Raw genomic sequence first — 23,796 nt, forward strand, 5'->3', positions numbered from 1 at the left:
AGGGCGTTGAACAGCAGGCCGTTAGATACAGATCCGCGAGCAAAACGTCATACACACACGCAGGCGGTTACCGCCCCATTCACCCAAGGACAGGCACATGATCGACTTCAACAACAAAGGCTTCTTCAAACTCAAGCAAAACAACGAATACGCCGAACGCTTATCAGCCCTGCTGCTCGACGGCGAAGAAGTCATCGACGCCTACAAAGCCATGCGCGATGGCGTGGTCTTCACCACCAAACGCATCATCGCGGTGAACGTGCAGGGGATTACCGGCAGCAAGAAGGACTTCACCTCGCTGCCGTACAAAAACATCGTCGCGTACTCGGTGGAAACGTCCGGCACGTTTGATCTGGATTCGGAGCTGGAGATTTACTTTTCGTCGCTGGGGAAAGTGAAGTTTGAATTCACCGGGAAGACTTCGATTGTGGAGATCTCGCGGATCATCTCCAAACACTTGCTGGGCTGATCCCTTGTGCGCTTATTGTTTCTCAGTTGCTCAAGCCTGTCGCTCGGAAGCCCGCGACAGACAACGCAATTGACTGAAACAAGACTGCACAGGGAACTGTAGGCCTCAGCGGTACCACACAATGGTTCCTATAGCCTTTGGGTGATAAGTCTTTTGGTCAACGCTCCCAGTCTCCTTCAACCGTTCCATAGCGCCACCTACGCGGACAACGCCTCAAGCCCTGAGGCGCAGTCTGTCAGCCCGATACGAACCAAGCGCAACGTGATCGACAAAACCAAGCTCTGGCCCAATGGTTCGACGCTCAAGATAGCGCTCTATGACGTTAACGAGGAGGAGGCAAAGGCGATAAAGGATGCGATCAACGAATGGAAGCCTTACGTCAATCTCAAGTTCGATTTCGTCCTGGGCGAGGAAGGCGACATCCGTATCGCTCTCAACCATATCAATAACACCTACGGCACTGCGGCAGGAATAGACGCGAAAAAAATACCGCCACACCTGCCCACAATGATCCTGCTGGACGACATCCACTCACCCAAATTCCGCTTCGTGGCGCTGCATGAGTTCGGGCATGGCTTGGGCGCAATGCATGCTCACCAACACCCCGACTCAGGCATTCCTTGGGACAGGCAGAAGGCGTATGACCACCTGCTCAAGCGCTATGGTTGGACCCAGGATCTCGTCGACAAAAATATCTTGCCCTTGGAACGCAGTGATAAGTACAGCTACCAACCTTACGACGGCGATTCGATAATGCATTACGAGGTCACCGACGACTGGACATCCGGCGGCTGGGGTCAATCGGAAAACTGGGACATCAGCGACGGCGATAAAGCCCAAATGCAAGAGGCTTACCCCAAGCCAAAGCCACCTGTTCCGGCGCCTCTTTCCAAAGCGTTGCTTAGCGCCCGATTTGATGAGCCAACACAATCGCTGACCGAGTGATGCCGGGCGAGTTTTTACACCATCAGGAGTGTGGGGTACGCAGGAGCTGAAGAACAAACGACGCTTTGACTAACCGCTCGGCAAAAAAAGACCTTGGCGTCCCAAGGTCTTTTTTACTGCTAACACGGTTCAGCGGGTGCACCACGATCCAAATGTGGGAGCTGGCTTGCCTGCGAAGACGCCAGCCGCCATACCCTCAAACCAGCCGCTTACACACCAACAGCCTCCCCCTCCTCCATCACCCCATTCGGCAACATCCCATTGGCCAAATCATCCACCACCGCCTTCGCCATCTCCCCCAAATAATGCGCCGCCCAGGCGTAACGGTCTGCGCTCTTGTCCATGGCTGCATCCAACGCGAGCATTTTGGAGCAGTGAAGCAGCTCGGAGACATGCTCCAGGGCGTCGCGAATGGGTACGCCGGAGTTGACGCGGAATAGGCGGTGGAGGTTGGGCTGTTCGCCGCAGGTGGAGAAGGTGATGACGCCGAGGGTTTTGTTGAGGGGTGGGTTGATCATTGAGCACCTCCGAACTGCGCGGTAGAGGTGAGTATAGTGCTGCGTGGGTACGACCTATCAGAAACGCTCATTGGCTTAACTCCTAATGTAGAGAAGAGCCGCCACGTTCGTTTCCAGGCGAATGGGTGGCAGCTATGCGCAGGCTGGAAAACCGGGACAATAGGAACCCGGCAGACCCGAAGGCCTCCCGCGCACAGCCGCCATAACACGGATATGCTGGCACAAAAACACCAGCGATCGTGATAAAAAGTGGCGCCTATGCGCTATTGTTCCACGGGATTCCAGGCCCGGCCGCTGAGTAAACAGCGACGGCCTAGAAGGTACCGCAGCAAAAGCATTGTTCAAACAAACGCTTCGTGGCTAAAGATTTCAGCTATAGACATTTTCAACATACCCCATACTTAAGACATGAATCAATATTCATACTTTTCTAGGACCCGTTCGAATGGTGCACCCTCGTTATCGTGCAGCAACTCCATCGTAAGAAATTCAAAACATTTCTTAGGAAGTGAGCGATACCTTGCCACTAAATTGATACCATCTATACGGAAATACTTGCGAGAATCTATATCTCCTTGAAGATTTTTAGAAAGCTGTTTCAATTTTTGTTTATCTTGGAAAAGTTCTCTAATAAGCTTTTTGTCTTTTTCACCTAGATTCTGAGTGCTTCCAAAAAAAGCAGCCCCACCAATATCTCGCCCGCCCAAAATTCTCACTTCTACATTCGGCCCCAGAATAGACTTGCATTTTTCTGCAACATATTCCAACCCCTTCTTCGTATGAAAAACCTGACACAGATTAAGAACTTTTAACCCCTTAAGAACAGATACCAACCGAGCCAACTCTAACTCATAATATTTGTAATAATTTTCGTCAACCGAGGCGCAACCAACATAAAATTCAAGCGCCTTAACAATCTGACTTCCGGATATAATATTATCCACTATCAAGGTTGCCTCGACGGCGCCCTCTTGTATATTAAGCGGATGAAAAGCGTCAATTCTTCTTCCGATACTTTGATCTTTATATAAAATTCTATGCGCCCCGTTAAAATCGCCAACCTTTTTTATAAAAAAGGGATTTTTGCTACTATCAACAAGCAACTGCTTAACCGTTATAATAAACTCATCAACTTCGCTATGGGTCATTACAACGTGACCAGCAACCAGAGAGCACAACCCCTGATGAAATTCAACAGGCAAACCAGATAGCCAAACATTAAATAAAGTTTCAGCACTGGCAAAGCTAATATCTCTATGAACAGATATATTTGTTACAGCCTGAGTAAAACAATCCAAATGAGGGGAGACCTTTACAACTGAACGGATCGGATAAGATGCAGGCAACTCTTGATCCGCCCTAATTCTAATCCACTGCTTTTTAATCGAAGCATACATCTTACTTACCGCACTACTTAAAGGTAGCAATACCAAATAACCATTTTTATAAACAAAATATATATGCTCAGATGAGCGAAGCACATAGCCATGCGCGGCCAAACTAAACATTTGTACTTCCTCACCCTCCACATGTACTACATAAACACTCTCAAAAGGGCATTCCAAACTCAAAACCGAAACAACTTTATCTGTATGCCGTACATCAACACGACACTTAGAAAATAGATTCAACGACAAGTCAAAACCCAACATAGCATCTGACTCAACTATCACTGCCAACTTTGAAAAATACTTACCAACATCTAGATCCAAAAAGAACCTTAATACAGGAGCTAAAACCTGTACAACTCTTTCTAGCGCAAGCACTATAGTCCCCCTTATCATTAAAGGGGACGAATCATCCACTGAGTCTTCCTTCTGAACACAATATATATACTTACTCCTTACCTCTTTATTGAACCGATCATAGTTATCAACAAAAACCTCAATACGTTTCTCGCAACCTTCTAAAGACTGATACAAGCTGGAGGCTACAGCAAGATCCAAATATCTCTCACGATCATTTACAGAAACTCTTTTTAAGTCATCCCGCAAAAAACCCAAAAACAATACAAGATCGACCCCTCTCAACGCCGAAAGATACTTATCTCGTATCAGCTTAATCACACTATTTGTTTCATCCGCAAACCTGAGTTCAAAAAAACAATCAATGAAGTGCTTTGGATCATTTGGAAAAGACAGAACATCACCATTAGCCTCTTGCCTAAGTAGTCTAGGCAGGCCATTCAACTCCTCCGAGAAAGGTTGTAGATTTGTGCGCAACAGAAAACTTTCATTATTAAATACGTTAGGGAATCCACCGTCTTTAAAGCAATTAAACAAACCTAAAAAACGATCTATTTTCTCAGAAACCGTAATCCCTGAAAGCGCACTACTTAGAGAGCAATACGAGGCACGATCAAAGCTTTCGATTTTCTCACCATAGCCATTTTCATAAAGTCTTACTCCCTCATGAGAAAAAAAATCAGAACCGTTTTTTCTAATAAGTATTTGACCATCTTTCTTTAAAAGAATGCAGTTGTTTTCAAAAGCGTTTTTTTCAAACCAGTTCTTATTCGGAAAAAAACCAACGCCATCATTCTCTATAAGCCACTTATAAAAAACACCGCTAACTTTCAATTCTTCGAGGGCAGCCCCGACATCTACAAGCTTAACAATTGCCGAATTATTGGCTAAAAATATAATTACTGCATTATGAAACAAACCAAACAAATTGCAAGTATCAGTCACGCCACGACAAATAGAACCATCAATAATTGCAGTCAGCACTACATTACTTTTAGGATCACTAATACTGACACGAGAAAGTTGCTCATACCAGTTATCTGGTTTAAAGGAGCGATCCGACAGCATAATATTACTAAATATACTGATGCAGTACTCCCATGCTGCTCTCAAAACCTCCAAGTCTTCATTAACATCCGAAAGAGAGAACAGACAAAGGAGATGATAAAAACGAGTCGCAGGTAGCTCGTACAAAAGGCCTGGATACGTAGCTAATTGGAGGTACCCTAACCTCGACGCGTTGGAGAATTTTGCATAGAACACGCTAGAAAGTTTATTCAGAGAATGCGGAGTGATCTTTTGGCACATGCTTAACGGATAGATACAATTAACAAAAACCGTAAGGTCCTGTTCAGCATTTAATCGCATTGCTAGAGTTTCTATAAGCTCATCTTCGACTTCCACATTAAGTGGTTCGGCACAGCAAGATAAAACTGCAACAACAACTTCGATGTCGATTCTAGATAAATCCAAATCTAGCCCATGGCTAAACTTAAGAAAGCAAATATTTTCGTCCACAAGTTTAGTTCTTGTTAACTTTCTAAAAAAAGGCAACACAACTGAGTCAAATAGCAACCTTTCATTTATTGTCGACTCCATACACGACAACAAAACACTTGTAAAAACTTCAGACTGCAAACCATTTAAGCTTTCGACGTCAGACAGCAAACTCCAGCGATCTGAACTTTCTAGAACAAAGCCAAATAAATGACGAAACATACTGCCACGACCGACGCCTGAGGCAAGCGTAGGTAGAACCTTTTCCAACTTAAGATGCTCAACCTCTGGTACGCCCGACAGATGCGAAAAGACGAAAGCTAGATCATCTTCACATGTATCAGCCTGAATTATTGAGATAAACTCATTTATAGCAAGATTTTTTTGTGTATCCGTAGCTGTATTATAATTCCTAGAAGCCCGGTCCACGGTATATTTTGATTGTGATTTGTAACGCTGAAAATCCTCTGTAAAATATTCGATCTTCGTTATTTTTGTTTTTTCATCATTCATCGACAATCCTAGATTTTCAACTTCCCTTTTTAATCTAGATAGATTTTCACGGGCCTCCTTCTCAGAGCGACATATTATAAATATGTCATCAACATATCTACGATAAAAAAGAACTTCTCCTTGCTTTAAAGACTCATCAAAACCTTGATCGATATTATCAAGGTACAATTCTGCTAAAAAGCGAGCGTACGCCGGCCCTTGCGGAAATCCCCTTTCAGCTCCGCGACCGGCCAAATTGCTTGTAACAAAAAATAGAACTTCAATTAACCTGCGATATGATGCTATTGAGTCACCTTGTAAAGTATCAAGCCTCTTATCTATTTTTTTGTTAACCTTACCCAGAAGCAGCCTCTTAATAGGTTCATGGGGGATCTGATCGTAAAACCGGGAAATATCGGCCTTAACTATGTAATACTCGCTATTATCCTCATCCTCTATAACTGAACTAATACCAGCTACAAACTCAACCCATAAGTTCAACCAAGGCTTAAATATATACCTATCTTTAAAACCTGGATTTATTTGATAACCAAAAGAGTTATTACTAGACTCAAACTCTAAGAAATATATTAATTGCTTAAGTATAAGGGATGTAGCCAACCGTTCAACGCCCTCAAGCGTAATCAACGTTCTATCCTTACCAACCTCTTTACGCTCATGCTTATAACACCCTACAAGAGAATGTTTATCAACATACTCCGTTACTTTACTTAGCAAGTACGCATCATCTGCATTATAAAGGAAACTTAAAACCTTATTTGCCTGAACTTCGTCATTCTGAAAAATATAGTTGACTTCTGCAGCTCTGACAACCTTTATATCATCTAAAGAGAACTCAAAGCTCCCTTCTATAAAACTTCTATATTTAGGAATGCAGATACCTAAAAGCTCGTCCACAGGTAACACCTTGTCGAATCTCTCTCCGGTCACACTTTCAATTTGTTGCTGCGAAGGGAAGTAAAATGACTTCAGTTGCTGCATAGCTCTTAAGCTTTTTTCTTTATCAAAATTTGGCATTTTTGAAAATATGCCCAGCAATATACGCTTGCTAAAATCCTCATGACGAGAAGACTTCACATTGACTAGAACCCCCACAAGCAACATTCTTTCTGCATGACTCAGTGCTTTCTCCATTAAAACTCTATTCGTCATCTTCAAAAGAGGTTTGTGCGCACTCCAGTGCGCGAAGAGCTCCTCCAAATTGAATGACGCGTCGTCTTCAAGAAGTATTGAGCTTACTCGAGCGGCAGTCATACTCTCGTCTTGAGTCAGCTCAAAAAAAACACCTAAAATGCTTTCCAGCTCCGCTTTGGAGGTACGCCGAGTGGCTTTTAATAGAACCAACTGTTCTTCCAATATCTCATCTGTCAACATTCCAAAATTATGCGCAGTCCCAGATTTCGTTTGATCGGGAACTAAAAACGAATAAAATCCGGATTTCACATGCTTAGAGATCGGTATCTTCACTCCCATACCAACCCCACCGGAGGGAGCTTTCGCCTTTGGAAAAAGATCAACTGCAACCATTGCAGACTCAGATAGCGATATCCAATTTGAACTAATTTTATTAATTATTTCGAAAGCAGTTCTATACGTCATTCTCTCTGAAAATATTATCCAAACATGCATTCCTCTCTGCCCTGAAAACTCTAGAATATAGGGTATGCCTGCCCCAGTTAATTTCTCACAGAATGAGTTAACCGCTAAATTTAGCTCAGCTACAGCGTCAACAAAAAGCTGTCCTCCTAGAAATTTTTTCTTTACGTCAAAATCAAAGCAGATCCAGTTAACCGATGAGTCGACATTTTTTTGGTATGGCCCAATCGCTCCGCTTTCTTTAATAGAACCAGAAATAACATCAGAAGTTAAAGCGCCGCTTCGCCGAACGTAATTGCCGTCAGGTTTTTGCTTTATGTGGAAATTCTGATCTGAGCTAAAGATGTCACTTAATACTGCGGCTACTTCATTCACTAGACGCGACATAAAAATCCCTTTTAAATTTTAAAACCATACCAAATTGAATAATACAGCCAAGTGACATTTAGCTTATGCGACCTGCTTTCACTTGGTCGTACGAAAGGCAGTCTGTGATGCCACTGTTTTGCCATCCTCCCCTATATAAATCAAGGTTTCAATACTCAATTTTAGTGACCGAAAATCAGGAGTGAAGAAATCGGCACGTCCATGGTGCTCTGAACCATTTTTTACTTTAAGCGCCTTTTCTCACATCTTCCATCGACCGAAGCCGACATCAGTTTTTTATTCCCCCTCGTACGCTCACTCCTCGCACAAGGAAGTGAGCCCGTCATGCCAGAACGCGCGTACCCCATCACCGAAGAGGACCAACTCAAACGGCGAATCCTGACTCCGCAGCCGAAGCGGGAGCCCTATTCGCCGCCGATAGATTTATTCGACTCAGCACCCGCCCCGGCGCCTTCGCCCGCAAAGCTTCCCGGCTGCGTGTTCACTAAACCCTGCCAACTGCCCGACGGCATTATTCGCTACAACAACCCCACCGGTTACGTACCGTTGGAGCTGATCAAGGATTACGGCCATTTCAGCCTGTTGGGTGGGCGCGAGGTGGACAGCCGAGGCGCGGTTGCCTTGAGCAAGATCAGCGGCAGTGCGCTGCCCGTTGGTTTGGGGCAATTGGCGTTGCGCTCAGCGGTGGTGGAGTCCGCAGTCGGCGCCGCTGGCACTGTGGCGGGTGGGCTGTTGGCGGGGTTAGTGGCGCTGGCTTGGCCGTCGGCGCTGGGCGATAGCGCGCTTTACAGCGAGGAGCAACTGCGTTCGCTGCAACGGGCGCGGTCGCAGATGCGTTTGCATGTGGAGCAGCGTGAGGATGGCACGCTCAAGGGGTATGGGTTTTACACGGGCAACCATGCCGATTGGCAGATGATTGATGTGGTGCAGTTCCAAAGCCGTGGCGATCAGTTTGTCGCGGATTTGGGTGAGGGCGTGGAGCTGATCTGGACGCCTGCGGTTGATCGGGGCGACACGCTGGGTATTCCGGCGTTGGAGGCTGCGCCGCAAGCGCCGGTAATTTGGATTTACCCGCCGACGGAGAAGGCGGCGCAGATTCTGGTGAACCCGATTTATCCGCCGGAGTATCGGGATTTTATTCTGGTGTTCCCGGTGGAATCGGGGGTTCGGCCGCTGTATGTGGTGGTTAGCGTTCGGGCTGGGGATCACAAGTATCAACCGAGCCCACGGTTTTTAACCGCGTTTCCAGAGGCCGTACGTGCGCCGTCCAAATCCGGAGTCAAGGGCGGAGGCCACCTTAGGCCGCGCTGGAAGGATCCCCATGGCTATATCTACGAATGGGACTTCGAACGAGGCAAGGTCGAGAAGTACAACAAGCGAGGGAAGCACTTGGGTGAATTCGATCCTATAACAGGTGAACGGACCAAAGATGCAGAAGACAAGAGAAGGATAGACCCATGAATCACCTGATCTACGTAGTCCCAGCGGGGAGCGAGCATATTTCGACTGAGATCCCGCTCAACCTGAAAGCTGCCGATTTGCTGCCTATTATGGGTTGGGAGGACGAACACGAATGTGTTTATGACTACCTACTTACTCCCCAACAAATCGAAGGCATCGAAAAATTCACCTCATTGGTATTTCCAAAAAATGCGTCGCTGTATTTGGCATGCGACGCGTAATGGCCACACCACGCTAACTTTCCAAAGAGTCCAAGTTTGATGCGTAGAATTTCACTTTCAGAGAAAAAGCCCCTCCTCTACCGCTCAGTCAACACCCGAACCCATGGTGTGCACCACGGTAGTCATTGCGCGTATCGCTATGAGCGGCATACCAAAAGTGAAAAAAGCTCACTGTCTAACCGTGGCTCAATGCACAGCCATCAACGACACGGTTTTGACTACACGCCACTATTCCGCTTTCTCCTGTCCAAAGTCGGCCAGCCGTGGGACAAGGTTTTCAGCGAAGCTAACGCTCGCCTGGATCGCACAGAGCCGGTGTTCTGGATGGTTGCGCTGCATGAAAGCGACAAAGACGAATATGTGCGATTAGGTGATTCCAGCTATTACAGCGGTTTGTGGGTCGACGCCGCAGGCCTCCTGCAAAAAGTTAACCCCCAACTGACATCCGAACAGATGACGCCAAATTGTAACTGCTGCACCCACACCTTCAACGGTGTGGTATTTCCGCAGGCTCCACGTTAAAACTCACCCCGACTTCACCCCACTCCCCGCCCCCTCAACCAACACCCGATTCGCCGGGTCCGTCACATCAAACACCTGCTGCACACACACCTCCCCCTTGAACTGAAACTCCACCAAATACACCTTCGCCCGCTCCGGCACGAAGCTGCTGAGCACCGGCCCGCACATTGAGTAGATACCCGGTCGAGACTCTCTCGCGGTGCTGGATACGGTCAACTGCTTGCCCGGATCAGCCTGTATCTCCAACTGAGGAAAGCGCTTGAGCCCGGCACTGGCGACCGTCTGGTTTAATTTGGCGATCCAGTTGAAAACCCGGCCTTCGCCGGTGTCCATCACCGTGCCGAGGATTTCCATGCGTGGGTCGGCATCGCCCTCACGGCGTATCGAGAATTCCACCGGCGCAGTGCCGCCATAGGCTTTCATCACTACTTTGGCGTGGTCTGCGTCCACGGCCACGGTTTTTTGGCGCAGCTGGATGCCGTCTTTGAGCAGGGAGGGCGATGAGTCACGCTGGTTGGATTGGCAGGCGCACAGGGCCAGAGCGAGGGTGAGCAGCGCGATTCGCTTCATCGGGGATGTCCTTATCGAGGGTGAACGTGATGACTGGAGCGGAGTTTAAACGAATGATCTGCAGCAGAGCAGCAATGCGGGCGCTTGGGTTGGGCAGGCGTACCGAGGTGATCCCATCGTCGCCTCGCTGGGGCTCGACAACTCCCACCGTTCCTACATGCCCTGCATTTCCTATATTTCCTACGCGCCCCACATTTCCCATATTCCCCACCGTTGAGCCGGGGCCGCTTCAGGTTTGGTTGAATACCAACCGCGCACACAACCCGCCCTGCTCCAGGTTGTGCAACATCAACCGACAACCAATCTTGCCCACGATCATGTCCACAATCGCCAAGCCCAAGCCCGCGCCATTGGCGTTATCGCGGCTGTAGAACCGTTCGAACAAGCGGCTCAGTTCGGCTTCATCAATCCCCGGGCCTTGGTCTTCCACGCTCAAGCAGTTAGCGCCAATCAGCACTTTCACTTCGCTGCCTGCCGGGGAAAAATTCAGCGCATTGGTTACCAGGTTCTGCAGCGCGATGGCCAGGGCCACCGGTTCGGTTTCCACCCAGCAATCTTCGTTGCCTTCCAGCACCAGCTCCACGCCCTTGTCCATCGCCAGTGGCGCCAGCTCAGCGAGCTCTTCGCGCACTAATTCCATCAGTTGCACGGGCTTGCACACGAGGTTGCTCAGGTGCGGTTCGATGCGCGCCATGGTCAGCAATTGGCTGCCAACCCGTGTCGCGCGGTCCACACCCTTCACCAGAAAATCCAACGCTTCGCGCCGTTGCTCCTCGGTGGCGGCGCTTTGGGCGTTTTGTGCATGGATGCGCAGGATGGCCAGCGGCGTGCGCAGTTCATGGGCAGCATCGGCGATAAACCGGCGTTCGCGTTCCAGCAGGTCATCCATGTGCACCAACAGCCGGTTCAGCGCGGTTTGCATGGGTTCCAGGTCGGAGGGCAGGGGCTTGAGGCTCAACGGTTGCAAGGCGTCGGTGTTACGCCCACGAATCGCCAGCACCATGGCGCGCAGGGGTTTGAAGCCCCAGCCGATGGCCAGCCAGATCAGTACGGTCAGCAGCGGCACGCCGATCAAGGTGGGCCAGAGGGTGTGGCGCACGATGCGTTCGATCAGGTCTTGGCGCATGTCGTCGCGCTCGCCCACCCAAATCAGCAGACCCTGCTGTGGGTCAACGAGGAGGAAGGCGCACCAGTCGTTGCCATCGTGGGTCAGGTCGTGGGCGCCGAGGTGGGTGGGCGGTGCATCGAGGATCGGCGCTTGGGCGGAGCGCACCAGGAGTTGGCCGTCGGTGCGCCATACCTGGAAGGTCAGCGGCGTTTCATATGGGTGGGCGGCGCCGTCTTCGCCGATGCGGCTCATGGCGTGGTCGAAGGCTTGGTAGAGGCGGTCAAAGTCGGCCTCACCGAGGTCGCGTTGGCGCAGCACGCCTTGCAGCAGGCGGGCGCTTTGGGCCAGTTGGGCGTCGTAGACTTCTTCGATTTCGTGGTGGCTGTCGCGCAGCATCAGCCAGCAGATCAGGGCGTCGCCCAGCAGGATCAGCATCAGCACGGGAATAAGGATGCGCGCGCGAACCGAGTTCACAGTTTGAGCACCAGCACATAGCCAACACCGCGCACGGTGCGGATCAGCTCTGTGGATAACTTTTTGCGCAGGTTATGGATCAACACTTCCAACGTGTTGCTCTCAACCCGGTCCTGCCAACCATATAAAGCGCGGGCCAGGCGCTCGCGGGTCACGACTTTGCCAGGGCGCACCATCAGTTGGTGCAGCAGTTGGTATTCCATCGGGGTGAGGATGATGTCTGCGTCCTGGTAGCGCACTTGCTGGGTGGCGGGGTCGAGGCTGACGCCGGCGTGTTCCAGCATCGGTTGCGCGCGGCCCTGGCTGCGGCGCAACAGGGCGCGCACGCGGGCTTTGAGTTCTTCGACGTCGAAGGGTTTGATCAGGTAGTCGTCGGCGCCTGCGTCCAGCCCGGCGATGCGCTCGGTGGTGCCGTCGCGGGCGGTGAGGATCAGCACCGGCAAGTCGTGTTGCTCGGCGCGCAGTTGTTGCAGCAGGTCGAGGCCGTCGAGGCGTGGCAGGCCGAGGTCGAGCAGCAACAAATCGAAGCTTTCCGTGCGCAGGGCGTGTAGGGCGCTGAGGCCATCTTGCAGCCAATCCAGGGTGTAGCCTTCGGCGCCCAATGCCACGCGAATGCCCTGGCCGAGGGCACGATCATCTTCGACTAGGAGTAGGCGCATAGCAGATTCTCTGTAGGAAACGGCGGAATCATGCCGGTTCTGGTGCGGGCCCTTGCGGGAAAGATGTTACGCCACGTTGCCAACTAAGGTTGCGCTAAGGTTGGTTTTGCACTGTGAACCTTCCCACGTATGCAGAGAAATATTCCTGCGTTTATGGGACCAGGTACGGGACAACCTGTCGTTATCCATGCTCACCGGCCGCAGGAGCACCTGCCGGATGAACATGCGCAGTTATCCTTTTTTCCGACAGGTTCTCTATGCGCCCCGTTTTACTGATCTGCAGCCTGCTAGGGGTCTTCATCGCCGCCTGGCTTAGCCATCCGCCCCATGTGCTGGCGCCCTTTGCCCAAGCGAGCCCGAACAATTCAAAGGTCGCGGCGGCGCCGCAATACACCAGCCGCTTCGTGTCCTCGCAACTCACCGACTTTGTGCACTCCTCCTCCGTCACCGCCCTGCCCGGCGGCGACTTGATGGCCGTGTGGTTTGCAGGTTCGCGCGAAGGCGCCGCCGATGTGCAAGTGCGCACCGCGCGGTTTGATGCGCGCAGCGGTGAATGGGGCGCCGAACAGGTGCTGGCCACGCGCGAAAGTACCCGCGACGGCACTCAGCGCTACATTCGCAAACTGGGTAACCCGGTGATTGCGCTGGGGCCGGATAAACGCCTGTGGATGTTTTACGTGTCGGTGTCGGTCGGCGGCTGGGCCACCAGTGCGATCAACGTGATGGTCTCGGAAGACCTCGGTGCGAACTGGTCAGCGCCTCGGCAATTGGTGACCTCGCCGTTCTTTAATATCAGCACCTTGGTGCGTGCCGCGCCGGTGTTTCACGCCGACGGTTCTATCGGCCTGCCGGTGTATCACGAGTTCATGGGCAAGTTTGCCGAGTACCTGTACTTGAGCGCCGACGGTGCGGTGATCGACAAATTCCGCATCAGCCGTGGCAAGAACTCTCTGCAACCGACCATCGTGGCGCAGGATGGCCTGCGCGCCGTGGCGATGTTGCGCTATGCCGGTGACACCTATCACCGCGTGCTCGCCAGCCGCACCATTGACGCCGGCCAAACCTGGAGCGAGCCGTACCCGCTGGAGCCGGCCAACCCCAACTCATCGCTGGCGGCGGTGGCCACCCGGGACGACGGTTTGTTGGTCGCCCTCAACGACCTGCAAGACGGCCGCTTCAAGCTCAGCCTTTACGGCACCGATGCCCAGTTCAGCCAATGGCGTACGGTGATAGAGCTGGACCAGTCGCCCGACCCGCTCGGCCAGCCGTTCGCCCATGAGGCCTACAAAGAAATCATCGGCGAAGGCTTCCGCGCCTCCAGTGGTGCCCAGCGCCTGCCGCTGGAGCAGCGCTTTCTGAGCAACCTGGATTACCGCGTGTGCAAACCCAGTGGCTGCGATTTTGAGTACGAGTACCCGTACTTCAGCCGCAGCCCGGACGGCATGTACCACTTGGTGTACTCGTGGAATAACACCTTTATCAAACATGTCAGCTTCAACGAAGCCTGGCTGGCGGAGCATTTGTAATGGTTTCTGTGTGGCAAGCCCATTTGAGTTTTGTGCTGCTGGGGTTTGTGGCGTTGTGTGCCCTGCGCTTTACCGCACCGTGGCGGCCGTGGCTGCTGCCGGTGTTGGTAGTGCTGAGTTTTATCCCGGTGAATGAACTGCCCTTGGCGGCGTATGTGCGCAGTTTTACCGATGACCTGGCCATCAGCACCTTGGTGTTGCTGGCGTGGGTGGGGCTGTGCCGGTTGGGCGTGGTGCAGCCGGTTACTCGTCAACATCAGCTGCAACTGCTGGTGCTGTTTGGCGTGCTGAGCCTGCTGTTGTACCCCGCCACGCTGGGCCTGACGTATTACGACCCGTACCGCTGGGGCTTCAACCCTCGGCCGATGATTGTGCTGGTGGGCGCGGCGGCGCTGTTGATGCTGTGGCTGCGCAATACGCTGGCGGTGTGGATGCTGGCGCTGGGCACCCTGGCGTTCGCGTTGCGGTTCAAGGCGTCGGAGAACTATTGGGATTACTTGGTCGATCCGCTCTTGACGGGCTACTGCATAGTCGCAGGATCCTGGCTGCTGGTAAAAGCAGCCTGGAAATACCCGAGCCGAGCACTGTCGAGAAAGCAATGAAGTTCAAAACGGTGGGAGCGGGCTTGCCCGCGATAGCGGTGTATCAGGTACCGGGTAAGGTGGCTGACACTCCGTCATCGCGGGCAAGCCCGCTCCCACATTTGCCCTATGTAGTTTTTGAAATTGGGAAGAGTCAATGATGGGTGTGTTGCAATCACGCCGCCTGCGCTACGGCGTGGGCGCGATCGGGTTGGTGTTTGTGTTGCTGGCCGCTTTGCGGCTGGTGTTTTTAATAAGCTTTTCCGGCCTTGCTCTTAACACCCCGGCGCTGCTGGAAACCCTGGGCATCGGCTTGCGTTTCGACCTGCGCCTGGCGGTGTTGATCCTGCTGCCGCTGGCGCTGCTGGCCTGGTTCCCGCGCTGGAACCTCACCACCCTGCCCGCCTTGCGCTGGCTGGCGCGCGGCTATCTGGTCGTAGCCCTGGCCGTAGTCGGCCTGATGTACATCATCGACTTCGGCCATTACGCCTACCTTGGCGTGCGCATCAATGCGACGGTGTTGCGCTACCTGCAAGACGCACAGATTTCGCAACAGATGGTGTGGGAAACCTACCCGGTGCTGTGGATAACCGCCTGTTGGCTGGCCGCCGTGGCGCTGTGGGTGTGGGCGTTGGTGTGCCTGGAGCGCTTGACCCTGGATCGCGAAGCCAAAACCATCGGCAAGTGGGCGGTGGCGTCTGTGGCCGTGGTCGGCGTTGTCGCCGTGCTGCTGGCCCTGCTCGGCCGCGTGGCCAACCTCAACCTGGAAAACCCGGTGCCGCTGCGCTGGAGCGATGCGTTCTTTTCCGGCAACAGCCAGGTCGCCGCCGTGGGCCTGAACCCGGTGCTGTTTTTGTACGACACGCTCAAGGTTGGCCAATCGCAATTCGATGAAGCCAAAGTGCGCGACCATTACCCGCAGGTTGCGCAGTATTTAGGCGTTGCTCAGCCCGATCCCAAGCAACTGAATTTCACCCGCGAGCAAGGCGTGCAGCCCTATCGCCTGCAAGGCGAGCGCCCGCCCAATGTGATCTTCGTGATGCTCGAGTCCCTAGGCACCAGCGCCGTGGGTGCCTACGGCAACCCGCTGAACCCCACGCCGAACCTGGACAAACTGGCGACGCAAAGCTGGTTCTTCAAACACTTCTACGTGCCCGTCACCGGCACTGCCAAAACCGTGTGGGCAAGCATCACCGGGGTGCCCGATGTCACGCGCCAGGAGACCGCCACGCGCAACCCGCTGATCACGCGGCAACACACGCTGATCAACGCGTTCGAGGGCTACCAGAAGTTCTACATGATCAACGGCAACGCCGGCTGGGCGAATATCAATGCGCTGATTCGTCAGAGCATCGATGGCGTGCAGCTGTTTGACGAAAGCTACTGGCGCTCGCCACGGGTGGACGTGTGGGGCATCTCCGACCTGGACCTGTTCAAGGAAGGCGACCAGTTGCTGCGCGCCGTGCCCAAGGACCAGCCCTTCTTCGCCTACGTGCAAACCTCCGGCAACCACCGCCCGTTCACCATCCCCAAGCAGAACGACGGCTTCCAGGTGCATGACGTGACGCTGGAGCAAGCCCAGGCCGCCGGCTCGCGCAGCGTCGAGCAATACAACGCAGTGCGTTTGCTGGACTTCAACATCGGCCGCCTGATGGACATCGCCAAGGCCGGCGGCTGGTACGACAACAGCATTTTTGTGTTCTTCGGCGACCACAACACCCGCATCAGCCAGATCCCGCACATGGCACCGGCCTTCGAGCAATTGGGCCTGGAAAGCAACAACGTGCCGATGCTGATCCACGCGCCGGGCCTGCAACCGCGGGTGATTGAAGAGGCCGTGGGCCTGGCGGACTTGCTGCCCACTGTTGCCGGCATGGCCGGCATACCGTTTCGCAATGGCGCGATGGGCCGCGACATCCAGCAACCGGCGCCAGAAGGCGAACGCGTGGTGCCGCTGGTGTTGCACGAGGGCACCTTCCCGATTATCGGCGGCGTGACCAAGGACTTCCTGCTGCAGATGCAACACGACGGCAGCTTACCAACCCTGCACGACCTTGCCTCGCAAACGCCTCGGGACGACGTGGCCGAGCAGCATCCCGAAGAGTTTCAACGCTTACAGGGGCTGACGCGCGGGCTGCATGAAAGCGCGCGGTTGATGCTGTTCAAGAATGTGCGCGAGTGATCACTTGGGCTGGAAAGTTTCCAGGTAGGCCAGGATGTTTTCAATCTTCTGCGGGTCGCTGATGCCCCAGAAGATCATGCGCGTGCCGCTGACCACCTTCTTCGGCGCCTCGATGTAGGCGGCGAGCTTGTCGCGGGACCAGACCACGCCGGAGTTTTTCATCGCGTCGGAGTACTGGTAATCCGTGGTGGTGCCGGCGGGTCGGCCGATGATGCCGTTAAGCTCTGGGCCAAAGCCGCCGCGCGCACCTTCGCCGATGCTGTGGCAGCCGCCGCAGGTCTTGCTGAACAGCTTGCCGCCCGCCTCGGCATCGCCGGCCGCAAAGGCCGGGGCGGTGTTGAGGATCAGGGCGAGGGTCAGTAACGCGTACTTCATGGTGGGCTCCACAGCGGGTGTTACGGCGATTATGCCTGTTTGTCAGGAGCGCATGCCCATCCAGATCACCGTTTCCGTCCACGCCGTGACCACCGGCGTGAGCGCCCTGAACCACGGGTCACGCACATCAATCTGTGCGGCCGAGTGGTCGTGGTGGTGTTGTTCCTCCTCGACGATCGAAGCAATCGCCGCCACGGCTAAGGGGTCGATGTCGTGCAAGGTATGAAGTTGATGCGCCAGGTGTTTGAGCACCACGCTTTCGACCGCGACCGAGGTAGCGACGATAGCCTTACGCCCGCACAGCCCGGTGATCAACCCCAGCACCAGCCCACCCAGCCCGCATAGCCAATAACTGCGGCAACGGCGATAACCACGGCGCTGCAGCTCGGCCTGGAACACCGCGCGGTGGCGGCGCTCATGGGAAAGAAACTCCGTCAGCTCAGCCACCATGCTGGGAGCAAAAAACCGCGCCATGAACAGTTGGCCACTGTAGATACAAATCGCGCCATGCTCGCCGGCGTGGTCGACTTTGATCATGCGGTTGCCAAGGTTTTGGTCGATCAGCAGGGCGGAAGGCGTGTTCATGATTGACGGCCTTGTGCGGCGGCTCGTGGGAAGTGGGCCGGCCTTGGTGGGAAGCGTCGGTATCGTGCAATACGCCCTGCAGATGCGCAACCTAGACCGTTCAAACAACCACCCATCGCCTCAGGCACATCTAATCGAACCTATCCCCACCCGCCCCACTCCACCTTACTGAACCCTGATGGTGGAGTAAGGATCATGGCTCAGCCATCGATTTTAGTGCTGGAAGACGACGAGATCATTCGCTCGTTAATGGTGGATGTACTGGAGGACTTCGGGGCGCACGTCACCTCGTTTCCTTCGGCGGATGAAGGCATGATTTACCTGGAACGCTGCGATGACCCGGTGGACCTGATTGTCAGCGATATCCAGATGCCGGGTTTGCTCAACGGCTACGACCTGAGCAAGGTGGTGGCGCATCGCTGGCCGTCGGTGCCGGTGGTGCTGACCTCCGGCAATACTAAGCTGGCGGAGCAACTGGGCGGGTCTGTGCGTTTTTTGCCCAAGCCGTGGAGCGCCGAGCACTTGGTTGAGTGCGTGCAAACCGCGCTGATCCAAAAGGGCTCGTCCCTGCATTGATAGCACCGCAATATCACTTAACGCGAACTTGATGAGTTGCCCTGTGGTCATTAATCACGCAAGGAGCGACTTTTCTGATGCGCCGGTCAGCCTTTTCGCCTTGTGCGTGCAGTTGACGGCAATGAGTTGTGTAGAATTGTCGCCGGTTTCACCCGCGTCATTCATGGCCGAAAGGCCCCCAGTTCGAGCTCATTGAATGCATTCACAGGCCCTTGACGTTGGTGCGCCCTCATTGCTGGAAACGTTGCGCTCAGGCACTGGCCTGCTGCATGTAGCGTTGGAAAAACGCCTGCCGTTTTTCTCCGAGTGCCTGGATGCCGACTGGTACCAGCGCTTGCTCCAGGCGTACTACGGATTTTATAGGCCGATGGAAGCGGTGCTGTATGACAGCGGCTTGATCCCTAATGGATTCGATACGTCGTTGCGTGTGAAAACGCCAACGCTGCTGCGCGACCTCTACGCCCTTGGCCTGACGGACGACGCTATCAGCGCCCTGCCCCGTTGCTGCGAACTCCCCACTTTCGATACCCCCGCCGCCTGCCTCGGTGCCCTGTATGTGCTGGAAGGCGCGACCTTGGGCGGCCAAGTATTGCGCCGGAAAATGGCTCAACGCCTGGCCGTCGACGCGGACAACGGCGGCGCGTTTCTCAATGTGTACGGCACCGAGACCGGCCGGCGCTGGAAAGACTTTCTCGATTACCTGAGCCGCCAGCCACTGGACGCGCAGGCCAAACAGCACGCGGTGATTGCTGCCTGTTCGACATTCAGCGGCTTTGAGCAATGGCTTGCCAGCCAGGAGGTACTGCTATGAAACCCGAAGATTTTGAGGAACTGCATGCCAACTGTTCCGACGAACCCATTCGCACTCCAGGCGCGATTCAGCCCCACGGCGTGTTGCTGACGTTATCGGCACCTGACCTGAACATCATGCAGGTCAGCGCCAATGTGGGCACTGTGTTCAACCACGCGCCTGAGGCGCTGTTGGGCCAGCCACTGCACACCTTGATTGGCGCGCAACATGCCCAAGCCGTGCAGGCCATGGCTGAACACGACACTTTTTTCGACGCGACGGCGCTGCACGTCACCTTCAACGGTGTGCGATTCGAAGGGCTGTTGCATCGCCATCAAGACGTGCTGGTGCTGGAATTCGAACCGCACCTGGAAGACTTCAAACCGCGCACCCTGAATGGCCGCACCAGCGACCTGGGCAAGATGCTGCAACGCTTGCAGTCGGCGAAAAACCTGCAAGCGCTGTACGAAATCAGCGTGAATGAAATCCAGGCCATGACCGGTTATGACCGGGTGCTGATCTATCGTTTCGAAGAAGAAGGCCACGGGCAGGTGATTGCCGAAGCGTCGTCGCCGTCCATGGAGCAGTTCAACGGGCTGTTCTTCCCAGCCTCCGATATCCCCGAGCAGGCCCGCGAGCTCTACCGCACCAATTGGCTGCGTATCATCCCGAATGCTGCCTACGAGCCGGTGCCGTTGCTGCCCAAGCTGCGCCCGGACACCGGCCAGCCGCTGGACTTGAGCTTTGCCACCCTGCGCAGCGTGTCGCCGATTCACTGCCAGTACATGCAGAACATGGGCGTGCTGTCGTCCATGAGCATCTCGTTGATGGCGGGTGACAAGCTCTGGGGCTTGATCAGTTGCGGTAACCGCGAGCCGCTGTTGGTGCCCAATGACCTGCGCATAGCCTGCCAAACCATCGGCCAGGTACTGTCGTTGCAGATCAGTGCCATGGAAGCCCTGGACCTGAGCCGCCAACGCGAAGAAAAGGTTGAAGCCCTGGCCCTGCTTGATCAGGCGATGAAAGCGTCTGAACAAAATGTGTTCGATGGCCTGGCCCAGCAGCCGCACGTGCTGATGGACCTGACCCTGTCGGGCGGCGTGGCGATCATCGAAGACAAACAGCTGCACTGCTACGGCAATTGCCCGCAGCCTGAGCAGATTCGTGCGCTGCACACGTGGCTGCAAACCAGCGGCGAACCGGTGTTCTCCAGCCACAACCTGACCTCGGTATACCCGCCAGCTGCCGAGTTTCAGCCCGTGGCCAGTGGCGTGTTGGCCATGAGCCTGCCAAAGCCTGTGGATAACGGCGTGCTGTGGTTTCGCCCGGAAGTGAAAGAGAACATCAACTGGAGCGGCGACCCGAATAAACCGCTGAACTTGGAAAATTCCGACGCCGGCTTACGTCTTCGCCCACGCACCTCGTTTGAAATCTGGAAAGTGGAAATGGCCGGCATCTCCACCAAGTGGAGCCATGGCGACCTGTTTGCGGCCAACGACCTGCGCCGTTCCGCCCTGGAAAATGACCTGGCCCGCCAAGTGTTGCGCGAACAACAAGCCGTGCGCGCTCGCGATGATCTGGTCGCCGTGGTGTCCCACGACCTGCGTAACCCGATGACAGTTATCTCGATGCTTTGCGGGATGATGCAAAAGGCCTTCAGCTCCGAAGGCCCACACACCTCGCGGCGGATTTCCTCGGCCATCGACACCATGCAGCAGGCCGCCGGGCGGATGAACGTGCTGCTGGAAGACTTGCTCGACACCTCGAAAATCGAGGCCGGGCGCTATGTGGTCAAACCGGTGGTGCTGGACGTCAACCAGATGTTCGAAGAGGCCTATGCGCTGCTCGCGCCGTTGGCGATGGAGAAAGGCATCGAGCTGTCGTTCAACACAGAGCCGGGCCTGCAGATCAATGGGGACCCGGAGCGTCTGTTCCAGGTGTTGTCGAACTTGATCGGCAATGCCATCAAGTTCACCCCGCGCCAGGGAACCATCAGCGTAAGCGCCTTGAGCAACGGCGAGGAAATCATGTTTTCAGTGCGCGATTCCGGCGAAGGCATTGCGCCGGAGCAGTTGCCGCATGTGTTTGATCGCTACTGGACGCAAACGGAGAACAACCCCACCGGCAGCGGGCTGGGGCTGTACATCACGCAGGGTATCGTGCAGGCCCACGGCGGGCGGATCGAAGCGCAAAGTGAGGTGGGCCAGGGCAGCGAATTCATCTTTACGGTGCCAAAGGCCATCGAGTTGTCGCCGACCTGACTGTCAACAGTGAGCTTCCTGTGGCGAGCGGGCTCGCCACAGGAAGCCCGCTCGCCACATAAAACCCGCCTGTTAAACCGGCAACACCAGCACCGCCACCAAGCCGCCACCCTGGCGGTCTGCCAGGGTCAGCGTGCCGCCGTGCTCCAACACAATCGCCCGTGCGGTGGAGAGCCCAAGCCCTACACCGCCGGTGCTTTTGTTGCGTGAGCCTTCCAGGCGATAGAACGGCAGAAACACCTGCTCACGATGCTCGGCAGGAATGCCCGGCCCGCGATCCAGCACGTGGATCACCACCTCTCCGGCGATGTACAGCAGCTCGATTTCCGGCGTCTTGCCATAGTGGATGGCGTTGTCCATCAAGTTGGTCATTACGCGTTTGAGACCCAGCGGGCGACCGAAATACACCAGCCGTGGCGGGCCACAAAAGCGGATGTCGGTGCCTTGGTCGCGATAGTCGTCAATCAGGGTTTGCAGCAGTTCCGCCAAGTCCAGCTGGGTGGCCTGCTCCAGGCGTGCATCATCGCGGAAGAATTCCAAGGCGGTCTTGATCATCGCCTGCATTTCATCCACATCACGAAACAGTCGGCGCTGCTGGTCGGCGTCTTCGATGAACTCGCCGCGCAGGCGCAACCGCGTAAGGGGCGCGCGCAAGTCGTGGGAAATCGCCGCGAGCATTTGCGTGCGGTCCTGGATGAAGTGCCGTAGCTGCGCCTGCATGCTATTGAAGGCGAGGATTGCCTGGCGAATTTCGTGGGGGCCGACCGGCTCGATAGGCGGCGCGCGAAAGTCAGAACCGAAGCGCCGTGCGCCTAGGGCGAACTGCTGCAGCGGGCGCGCCAGGCGGCGCGTCGCTACCAGAGTCACCAACGCGGTAGAGACCAATACCAGCAGCAACACGATCACGCTGCGCTCGCCGTCCCCAAGGCCCCAACTGCGCGATGGCGCGCTGAACATCAGCCAGGAATGGTCGACCAGTTGCACCAACAGGGCGTAATGGCCTGTGTCGCCCGGCCAATCGGACGGCTCATACGCTTCCATCGGTCGCGGCGGCCCGGGCAGCAGATGCTTGAACGCCTCATCCCCCGAATGGAAATCCGGGTCTTGCAGTTCGGGCAAGCCAAAAGTCTCACGCTGGGTGGCCCACGCCACGCTGAACTGCGCATCGCCGACCGCCTGGACCAGTTGCGGGCGCTGCGCGGGCTCGGAGGCTTCGACCACACGCACCAACACGGCGACTTTTTCCAGCAGCCCGATTTCAGTCAATGGCGGCCGCGCCCATACGCCAGCCAATTGCACAAACAGTGCGTTAAACGCGAGCGCCGTGAGCATCGCAATCAGGATAGTCAGGGCGATCCAACGCGCCACCGTGTCGCGGGGCAGGCGCCTCATGAACGGGTGACCATGGCGGTGAATTGGTAACCGCCGTTGCGCACCGTGCGAATCATCGCCGGGCGCTTGGTATCGAACTCCAGCTTGCGGCGCAGGCGGCTGACCTGCACGTCGATGCTGCGGTCGAACGCATCGTGGCTGTGGCCGCGCGCCAGGTTCAGCAATTGCTCACGGGTCAGCACGCGTTGCGGGTGCTCGGCAAACACCAACAGCAGGTCGAACTCGCCAGATGACAGCGGGATCATCACCTGGTCGGGCGAGCGCAATTCACGCCGGGTCAGGTCCAATTGCCAGCCGGCAAAACGGATCAGCGGCCGTGACACCTCGCCCATAGGTGGCCGGTTTTCACCGGCCCGGCGCAACACAGCGCGCACTCGCGCCAGCAGCTCGCGAGCGTCGAAGGGTTTGCTCAGGTAGTCGTCGGCGCCCATTTCCAGCCCCACCACACGGTCACTGAGCTCGCCCATGGCGGTCAGCATGATCACCGGTGTCGCGTACTGCTGGCGCAAACGCTGGCACAGCAGCAAGCCGTTATCCCCAGGCAGCATCAGGTCGAGGACGATCAAGTCGGCAGGCTCGCGCTCCATGGCCGCCCATAGGTCGGCGCCACTGGCCGCCGTCTCGACTGCGTAGCCGTGTTGCAGGAAAAATTTCTTCAGCAGCGCGAGGACTTCAAGGTCATCGTCCACGATCAAAAGGTTACTCACCGGCGGGCATCACTTGGCTGGGTCGAGGCGCCATCTAAAACCATTCGGCGCGGTTCGTCATATATTTCAACCGTGCAACAAAGCGTCAACCGCGCAATAAACCAGACATCTTTGCGCAAGCTCGGCCTGCCAGCAT

General features: G+C 55.0%; 20 protein-coding genes. 11 read left to right on the top strand and 9 right to left on the bottom strand.

All coding sequences use genetic code 11. The features are described 5' to 3' along the window. The first annotated feature begins 97 nt into the window (after nt 1–97). Complete coding sequence (locus tag KZH41_RS25850; protein WP_263273959.1) at nt 98–469, top strand: PH domain-containing protein; 372 nt, start codon at nt 98–100, stop codon at nt 467–469. A gap of 261 nt (nt 470–730) precedes the next feature. Continuing rightward, nucleotides 731–1,414 (top strand): peptidase M12, encoded by a 684-nt coding sequence (locus KZH41_RS25855; protein WP_141240508.1) that lies wholly within the window; start codon nt 731–733, stop codon nt 1,412–1,414. A gap of 209 nt (nt 1,415–1,623) precedes the next feature. Here KZH41_RS25855 and KZH41_RS25860 read toward each other — a convergent pair whose 3' ends face one another. After that, the gene (locus tag KZH41_RS25860) at nt 1,624–1,932 is read right to left on the bottom strand and encodes a DUF3077 domain-containing protein (protein WP_263273960.1); all 309 of its coding nucleotides are present in this window, start codon (nt 1,930–1,932) and stop codon (nt 1,624–1,626) included. 413 nt (nt 1,933–2,345) lie between these two features. Beyond that, a complete protein-coding gene (locus tag KZH41_RS25865) occupies nt 2,346–7,670 on the bottom strand; it encodes a reverse transcriptase domain-containing protein (RefSeq protein ID WP_263273961.1) in 5,325 nt (1,774 codons plus the stop codon). Between the two features lie 324 nt (nt 7,671–7,994). Here KZH41_RS25865 and KZH41_RS25870 point away from each other — a divergent pair, with 324 nt between their 5' ends. The 3 genes from KZH41_RS25870 to KZH41_RS25880 are packed head-to-tail and all read left to right on the top strand — an operon-like array spanning nt 7,995 to nt 9,874. Then, on the top strand, nt 7,995–9,131 hold the full coding sequence (locus KZH41_RS25870) for an S-type pyocin domain-containing protein (protein ID WP_242152416.1): 1,137 nt from the start codon (nt 7,995–7,997) through the stop codon (nt 9,129–9,131). Continuing rightward, the gene (locus KZH41_RS25875) at nt 9,128–9,352 is read left to right on the top strand and encodes a hypothetical protein (RefSeq protein ID WP_094949413.1); all 225 of its coding nucleotides are present in this window, start codon (nt 9,128–9,130) and stop codon (nt 9,350–9,352) included. The genes KZH41_RS25870 and KZH41_RS25875 overlap by 4 nt, the downstream gene beginning before the upstream one ends. 39 nt (nt 9,353–9,391) lie before the next feature. Then, nucleotides 9,392–9,874 carry a hypothetical protein gene (locus KZH41_RS25880; protein WP_263273962.1) on the top strand — a complete coding sequence of 161 codons (483 nt, stop codon included), beginning with the start codon at nt 9,392–9,394 and terminating at the stop codon, nt 9,872–9,874. A gap of 3 nt (nt 9,875–9,877) precedes the next feature. On the opposite strand, the gene KZH41_RS25885 is transcribed toward KZH41_RS25880, so the two are convergent. The 3 genes from KZH41_RS25885 to KZH41_RS25895 form a co-directional block, all read right to left on the bottom strand. After that, nucleotides 9,878–10,444 (bottom strand): hypothetical protein, encoded by a 567-nt coding sequence (locus KZH41_RS25885; RefSeq protein WP_263273963.1) that lies wholly within the window; start codon nt 10,442–10,444, stop codon nt 9,878–9,880. Between the two features lie 229 nt (nt 10,445–10,673). Continuing rightward, on the bottom strand, nt 10,674–12,026 hold the full coding sequence (locus KZH41_RS25890; RefSeq protein WP_094949410.1) for an ATP-binding protein: 1,353 nt from the start codon (nt 12,024–12,026) through the stop codon (nt 10,674–10,676). Next, nucleotides 12,023–12,685 (bottom strand): response regulator, encoded by a 663-nt coding sequence (locus KZH41_RS25895; RefSeq protein ID WP_094949409.1) that lies wholly within the window; start codon nt 12,683–12,685, stop codon nt 12,023–12,025. Before KZH41_RS25895 ends, KZH41_RS25890 begins: the two co-directional genes overlap by 4 nt. Before the next feature lie 257 nt (nt 12,686–12,942). Here KZH41_RS25895 and KZH41_RS25900 point away from each other — a divergent pair, with 257 nt between their 5' ends. From KZH41_RS25900 to KZH41_RS25910, 3 genes are all read left to right on the top strand, one after another. Then, nucleotides 12,943–14,211 carry a sialidase family protein gene (locus KZH41_RS25900; RefSeq protein ID WP_242152422.1) on the top strand — a complete coding sequence of 423 codons (1,269 nt, stop codon included), beginning with the start codon at nt 12,943–12,945 and terminating at the stop codon, nt 14,209–14,211. Further along, nucleotides 14,211–14,813, top strand: coding sequence for a hypothetical protein (locus tag KZH41_RS25905; protein WP_263273964.1), 603 nt, complete (start codon nt 14,211–14,213; stop codon nt 14,811–14,813). Before KZH41_RS25900 ends, KZH41_RS25905 begins: the two co-directional genes overlap by 1 nt. 139 nt (nt 14,814–14,952) lie before the next feature. Next, nucleotides 14,953–16,974 (top strand): LTA synthase family protein, encoded by a 2,022-nt coding sequence (locus KZH41_RS25910; protein WP_263273965.1) that lies wholly within the window; start codon nt 14,953–14,955, stop codon nt 16,972–16,974. Here KZH41_RS25910 and KZH41_RS25915 read toward each other — a convergent pair whose 3' ends face one another. Together KZH41_RS25915 and KZH41_RS25920 are read right to left on the bottom strand one after the other, a co-directional pair. Next, nucleotides 16,975–17,349, bottom strand: coding sequence for a c-type cytochrome (locus tag KZH41_RS25915; protein ID WP_094949405.1), 375 nt, complete (start codon nt 17,347–17,349; stop codon nt 16,975–16,977). A gap of 42 nt (nt 17,350–17,391) precedes the next feature. Then, nucleotides 17,392–17,934: a demethoxyubiquinone hydroxylase family protein gene (locus tag KZH41_RS25920; RefSeq protein ID WP_263273966.1), complete on the bottom strand. Its 543-nt coding sequence runs from the start codon at nt 17,932–17,934 to the stop codon at nt 17,392–17,394. Between the two features lie 195 nt (nt 17,935–18,129). Here KZH41_RS25920 and KZH41_RS25925 point away from each other — a divergent pair, with 195 nt between their 5' ends. The 3 genes from KZH41_RS25925 (at nt 18,130) to KZH41_RS25935 (ending at nt 21,561) form a co-directional block, all read left to right on the top strand. Continuing rightward, nucleotides 18,130–18,510: a response regulator gene (locus KZH41_RS25925; RefSeq protein WP_094949404.1), complete on the top strand. Its 381-nt coding sequence runs from the start codon at nt 18,130–18,132 to the stop codon at nt 18,508–18,510. 196 nt (nt 18,511–18,706) lie between these two features. Then, nucleotides 18,707–19,321: a biliverdin-producing heme oxygenase gene (locus KZH41_RS25930; RefSeq protein WP_263273967.1), complete on the top strand. Its 615-nt coding sequence runs from the start codon at nt 18,707–18,709 to the stop codon at nt 19,319–19,321. Then, the gene (locus tag KZH41_RS25935) at nt 19,318–21,561 is read left to right on the top strand and encodes an ATP-binding protein (protein ID WP_263273968.1); all 2,244 of its coding nucleotides are present in this window, start codon (nt 19,318–19,320) and stop codon (nt 21,559–21,561) included. Before KZH41_RS25930 ends, KZH41_RS25935 begins: the two co-directional genes overlap by 4 nt. Nucleotides 21,562–21,633: 72 nt before the next feature. On the opposite strand, the gene KZH41_RS25940 is transcribed toward KZH41_RS25935, so the two are convergent. Both KZH41_RS25940 and KZH41_RS25945 read right to left on the bottom strand, forming a co-directional pair. Then, nucleotides 21,634–22,953: a sensor histidine kinase gene (locus KZH41_RS25940; RefSeq protein WP_263273969.1), complete on the bottom strand. Its 1,320-nt coding sequence runs from the start codon at nt 22,951–22,953 to the stop codon at nt 21,634–21,636. Next, on the bottom strand, nt 22,950–23,660 hold the full coding sequence (locus KZH41_RS25945; RefSeq protein ID WP_094949400.1) for a response regulator: 711 nt from the start codon (nt 23,658–23,660) through the stop codon (nt 22,950–22,952). Before KZH41_RS25945 ends, KZH41_RS25940 begins: the two co-directional genes overlap by 4 nt. Nucleotides 23,661–23,796 lie beyond the last annotated feature (136 nt).

Source organism: Pseudomonas sp. YeP6b (assembly GCF_025642995.1).
Lineage (GTDB): Bacteria > Pseudomonadota > Gammaproteobacteria > Pseudomonadales > Pseudomonadaceae > Aquipseudomonas.

Bases quoted from the DNA above. Each gene is read 5' to 3' on its own strand.
- KZH41_RS25925 (WP_094949404.1), top strand. From the start codon at position 18,130: ATGGCTCAGCCATCGATTTTAGTGCTGGAAGACGACGAGATCATTCGC.
- KZH41_RS25920 (WP_263273966.1), bottom strand. From the start codon at position 17,934: ATGAACACGCCTTCCGCCCTGCTGATCGACCAAAACCTTGGCAACCGC.
- KZH41_RS25910 (WP_263273965.1), top strand. From the start codon at position 14,953: ATGGGTGTGTTGCAATCACGCCGCCTGCGCTACGGCGTGGGCGCGATC.
- KZH41_RS25900 (WP_242152422.1), top strand. From the start codon at position 12,943: ATGCGCCCCGTTTTACTGATCTGCAGCCTGCTAGGGGTCTTCATCGCC.
- KZH41_RS25850 (WP_263273959.1), top strand. From the start codon at position 98: ATGATCGACTTCAACAACAAAGGCTTCTTCAAACTCAAGCAAAACAAC.
- KZH41_RS25885 (WP_263273963.1), bottom strand. From the start codon at position 10,444: ATGAAGCGAATCGCGCTGCTCACCCTCGCTCTGGCCCTGTGCGCCTGC.
- KZH41_RS25875 (WP_094949413.1), top strand. From the start codon at position 9,128: ATGAATCACCTGATCTACGTAGTCCCAGCGGGGAGCGAGCATATTTCG.
- KZH41_RS25865 (WP_263273961.1), bottom strand. From the start codon at position 7,670: ATGTCGCGTCTAGTGAATGAAGTAGCCGCAGTATTAAGTGACATCTTT.
- KZH41_RS25870 (WP_242152416.1), top strand. From the start codon at position 7,995: ATGCCAGAACGCGCGTACCCCATCACCGAAGAGGACCAACTCAAACGG.
- KZH41_RS25895 (WP_094949409.1), bottom strand. From the start codon at position 12,685: ATGCGCCTACTCCTAGTCGAAGATGATCGTGCCCTCGGCCAGGGCATT.
- KZH41_RS25935 (WP_263273968.1), top strand. From the start codon at position 19,318: ATGAAACCCGAAGATTTTGAGGAACTGCATGCCAACTGTTCCGACGAA.
- KZH41_RS25860 (WP_263273960.1), bottom strand. From the start codon at position 1,932: ATGATCAACCCACCCCTCAACAAAACCCTCGGCGTCATCACCTTCTCC.
- KZH41_RS25930 (WP_263273967.1), top strand. From the start codon at position 18,707: ATGCATTCACAGGCCCTTGACGTTGGTGCGCCCTCATTGCTGGAAACG.
- KZH41_RS25940 (WP_263273969.1), bottom strand. From the start codon at position 22,953: ATGAGGCGCCTGCCCCGCGACACGGTGGCGCGTTGGATCGCCCTGACT.
- KZH41_RS25905 (WP_263273964.1), top strand. From the start codon at position 14,211: ATGGTTTCTGTGTGGCAAGCCCATTTGAGTTTTGTGCTGCTGGGGTTT.
- KZH41_RS25915 (WP_094949405.1), bottom strand. From the start codon at position 17,349: ATGAAGTACGCGTTACTGACCCTCGCCCTGATCCTCAACACCGCCCCG.
- KZH41_RS25880 (WP_263273962.1), top strand. From the start codon at position 9,392: ATGCGTAGAATTTCACTTTCAGAGAAAAAGCCCCTCCTCTACCGCTCA.